This is a genomic window from Binatus sp. (SeqCode), assembly GCF_036522015.1.
GTDB lineage: Bacteria > Desulfobacterota > Binatia > Binatales > Binataceae > Binatus.
In genome coordinates this window covers 1-4,256 of sequence record NZ_DATDGQ010000159.1, presented here as the reverse complement: position 1 = coordinate 4,256, position 4,256 = coordinate 1, and the positions used below count along the sequence as shown (strand labels likewise).

Sequence of the window (4,256 nt, the reverse complement as noted above, 5' to 3'; positions counted from 1 at the left end):
GATTCACGATAAACATGTGCGCCGTCGCGGGGCTGGCGACCAGCGGCAACCGCTCGTTGGCGGCTTCGAGCTTGCGCAGCGCGCTCGCCAAGTACAGCGGATTGTGCGTCAGCTTGGCGCCGCTCGCGTCGGCCTGGTACTCGCGCGTGCGTGAAATCGCAAGCCGAATCAGCGTCGCGGCGATCGGCGCGAGGATGCCGGCGACCAGCAATCCCGCGATGCCGCCTTCTTCGTCGTCGCGGCTGCCGAGTCCGAAAATCGCGCCCCATCGAATCATCGTGCCGATCATCATCACCGCGCCAGCGAGCGTCGCCGCGATCGAGCTGGTCAAAATATCGTGATTGGTCACGTGCGAGAGCTCATGGCCGATGACGCCCTTCAACTCCTCGCGCGTGCAGATTCGCATGATGCCCTTGGTTACGGCGACCGCCGCATGATGCACGTTGCGGCCGGTTGCGAACGCGTTGGGCGTGTCGGAATCGATCAGGTAGAGGCGCGGCATCGGGATTCCCGCCGAATGCGCGAGCTCGTTGACGATCGAGTAGAGCTCGGGCGCCGACGACGCGTCGAGTTCCTGCGCCCCGTACGCGCGCAGCACGATCTTGTCGGAGAACCAGTAGCTGAAAAAGTTCATCACCGCGGCGATGACGAAAAAGATCATGACCCCGTGCCGGCCTCCAAGCAGACCGCCGATCAGCATCAGCAGCCCCGTCATCAGCCCGAGCAGCATCGTCGTCTTGAGGAAGCTCATAGCGTACCAGTCTATTATCTTTGCTGCCGCTCCACAAATTTCGCCAAAGCGCGGGCAACGTCTTGCACCTCGACGGAATCGATGGGTTCGCGCCGTAGAGTCTCGATTCGTCCGCCAGCAGAAAGCGGGCGCCATCGCGCAGGATCGGTGGGTCCGAAAATCACTGCTCCGGATGCGCCGACCGCCGCCGCAAGATGCGACACGCCCGAGTCGTTGCCAACGAACGCCGACGCGAGCCGCGCGACAGCCGCAACCGTCGGCAAATCGAGATCCTTCACGACTGCGAGGCCAGCCTCGCGAAAAATCGATTCGATAGACGCTTCGGCGGGCCCGAGGATGACCACGACGCTCGCGCGATTCGATCGCGACAGCGTCGATGCCAACGCCGCGAACTTATCCGCCGGCCAGTTCTTGCCGGGACTCCCACTGCCCGGAAAAATCACGATGAGATTCGAGCGGTCGGATTTCGATTCCGCCAGCACGCGCGAAGCCCCCGCGAGATCGTCGGAGGTCGGTTCGAAGCACACCTCAGATGGCGAAGCACCCTCGCCGATCGACCGCAAGTAGCCGGCCGACACATGGCCGTCGCCGCCGGGGCGGAACGGATGAAACGAGACCTCGGCGTCGGTCGCCGCCGCGAGTCGCGCGCGAAACCGCGCGTCGTCGGAAGCGAAGAACGAATAGATACGATCGAAATCACCAAAGAATCCCCGCGAGCCGCCTGACGACTCATCAGAGAACAATTCACCGACCTCACGCGCATCGATCGAATGCCCGCGCGCGACAACGCTTCGCCCCGCCACCAGCCGCGCCAACTCGAACCGCGCCATCAGCTCGACCGACGCCCCCGGATGCTGCCGCGAAATCGCCGCAAGCGCCGGCATCAAGCACATCAGATCGCCAAGCGCACCGGGGAAAATAACCAGCACGCGTTTCACCTTCGCCATCGGAGACAGTCTATCAGTGAAACCCATCCTTGGGTTTCACACTTCCCTGGGCAGGGTTAAACCCTGCACCTTAGTGGGAAGAAATCGCAAAATGGCGAGGACGCCCTTTTGCTCTCACTCAAATAAATCCGGTTCTCCTTCCCGCTCGGGAAGGGGTTAGGGGTTAGGTTATCCGGCATCGACCACAACTTCGTCGCCCGGTTTCTTTGTGTCATTCAGAGCTCCGCAGAAGAATCCCGGATCCGGCGCGCGCAATGGCGGTCATTCTTTGCGAAGAGGCCGAAAATGGCGCTGTGGTGTTGAAGGTTTCACAAATATGTTTCACGTGAAACGTCGTTTAGTTCAGGAGAACAAAACACGAATCGTTTTTCCGCGATGGTACTCCAGCTCCGAAATCTTCTGCAGACGAATTGCCTCGCCCGTTCGTGGGGAGAGGCCGCGCCTCCGGCGCGGGTGAGGGACAAAATTCCGTGATGCTTTGCGCGTTTATCCCCTCGCCCTGAAAGGGAGAGGATGAAGGTGAGGGTCCTTGTGCAGCGCGCGATTTTTCCCGCGCGCGATTCAGCATTCTGCCTTTGCTCCGGAACCCGCTAGGAAGCTATGCAAAGCTTTCTCTGACAAGAGACCTTCGCATAACCGCTCGGCTAGCTATGCGCAAGGCCCCGCGCGACGATCACGGGAATCTGACGACGAAGGATCATATACGGCGTGCAACGGACAACCGCGCCGCAAAAGTGTCCCTCACCCGACGCGCGATGACGCGCGTCGGCCTCTCCCCATGTTGGGCGAGGCTGGGAAGGAGCCGGGATTCCTCGCTACAGCAGCTTTCGCTCTAGAATGACACAAAGACAAAGCGGAGCGGAGGCGGAATTTTGAATCGCGCGCGAGTAGCGCGCTGTAGTCGGACCCTCACCTTCATCCTCTCCCTATAGGGAGAGGGGAATAGCCAGCAAAGATCCGGGGTCCCTCGGCTTCGCTCGGGATGACACAAGACTTGCGGATTCACACTTCGCTACATTCCAACCATCTCCATTTTCTGGATAGAATCGGGGCATGCCTATCAGTGTTGCGCAGTCGCCGCTTGAACTTATTGGGAATACGCCCGTTGTCCGGCTTAATCGGATTCCGGGGAAAGATGATGCTGAGATTTGGGCGAAGCTCGAGAATTTTAATCCTGGGGGGAGTGTTAAAGATCGGATTTGTCTCGCTATGATCGAGGCGGCGGAGAAGGCGGGGCGGCTCAAGCCGGGGGATACTATTGTCGAGCCTACCTCCGGCAACACCGGGATTGGGCTGGCGCTGGTTGCGGCGGTCAAGGGCTACAAGCTCATCCTGACGATGCCCGACACCATGAGTGAAGAACGGCGGTCGCTGCTGGTGGCTTATGGGGCCAAGCTGGTGCTGACGCCGGATACGCGCGGGATGCATGGCGCGATCGCGAAGGCCGAGGAGCTGTGCCGCGAGAATCCCGGCTACTTCATGCCGCAGCAATTCAGCAACAGCGCCAACCCCGACATCCACTATCGATGCACCGGGCCCGAGTTGCTCCAGCAGTTCAAGCGGATCGACGCGTTTGTCGCGGGCGTCGGGACGGGCGGGACGATCACGGGCGCGGGGCATTATTTGCGCGAGCATCTCGACAAAAAAGTGCTGATCGTCGCCGTCGAGCCGAAGAACTCGCAGGTACTGTCGGGCGGCGAGCCCGGGTTTCACAAGATCCAGGGAATCGGCGCCGGCTTCATCCCGACCAACCTCGATATAAAAGTTTATGATGAGGTAATTCCGGTCAGCGACGAAGATGCGACCCTGTTCTCGCGCCGCCTCGCGCGCGAAGAGGGCATGCTGGTCGGTATCTCGTCCGGCGCAAATTGCTACGCGGCTCTGCAGATCGCCAGGCGGCTCGGCAAGGGCAACATCGTGGTGGTGGTTTTTTGCGACACCGGCGAGCGATATTTGACGACGGATCTTTTCCAGGCCGAGGGTATTTAACGGTCTGTTGAAGAAGCGATATGCGGTCAGAGCGCAGACAGAATCTTGAATCGCGCGCGAAAAATGCGCGCTGGATAAGGTCCCTCACCTTCGATCCTCTCCCGTTGGGAGAGGGGAAGAACCGATGGATATAACGAAAACTCTCGAGGCGAAGCTGGAGAGGATGCGGGCGGGGTTTGCGCCGATGCGCAGTCTCATCGTGGCGTTTTCCGGCGGCGTCGATTCCACTTTCGTGCTGAAGGTCGCGCACGAGGCGCTCGGCGACGCCGTGCTCGCGCTGACGACGACGTCGCCCACGATGCCCGACGAGGATCGCGAGTCGGCGCTCGCGATGGCGCGCCTGATCGGCGCGCGTCACATCGTGGTCGAGTCCAACGAGCTCGAGATTCCCGGCTACGCGGCGAATCCGCTGAACCGATGCTATCTGTGCAAGCACAACCTGTTCACGGTTTGCGAGGGGAAGGCCGCCGAGCTGGGTATCGACGAGATCGTCGATGGCCTCAACCTCGACGACCTTCACGACTATCGTCCCGGGATCCAGGCGGCCACTGAAAAACGCGTGCGGCATC

3 protein-coding genes and 1 pseudogene are annotated in these 4,256 nt (G+C 60.8%); 2 read left to right on the top strand and 2 right to left on the bottom strand.

What is annotated here, in order from left to right:
• Together VIW95_RS06545 and VIW95_RS06540 are read right to left on the bottom strand one after the other, a co-directional pair.
• Positions 1-751, bottom strand: a 751-nt coding sequence (locus VIW95_RS06545; RefSeq protein ID WP_331584634.1) for a zinc metalloprotease HtpX, incomplete at its 3' end; no start/stop codon positions are given.
• 14 nt (positions 752-765) lie between these two features.
• Positions 766-1,698: a glycosyltransferase family 9 protein gene (locus VIW95_RS06540; RefSeq protein ID WP_331584633.1), complete on the bottom strand. Its 933-nt coding sequence runs from the start codon at positions 1,696-1,698 to the stop codon at positions 766-768.
• A gap of 1,053 nt (positions 1,699-2,751) precedes the next feature.
• Between VIW95_RS06540 and cysK the strand changes: the two genes are divergently transcribed.
• Positions 2,752-3,687, top strand: coding sequence for a cysteine synthase A (gene cysK / locus VIW95_RS06535; RefSeq protein WP_331584632.1), 936 nt, complete (start codon positions 2,752-2,754; stop codon positions 3,685-3,687).
• Between the two features lie 124 nt (positions 3,688-3,811).
• Positions 3,812-4,256: pseudogene (locus VIW95_RS06530) on the top strand (TIGR00268 family protein); the annotation flags it as partial.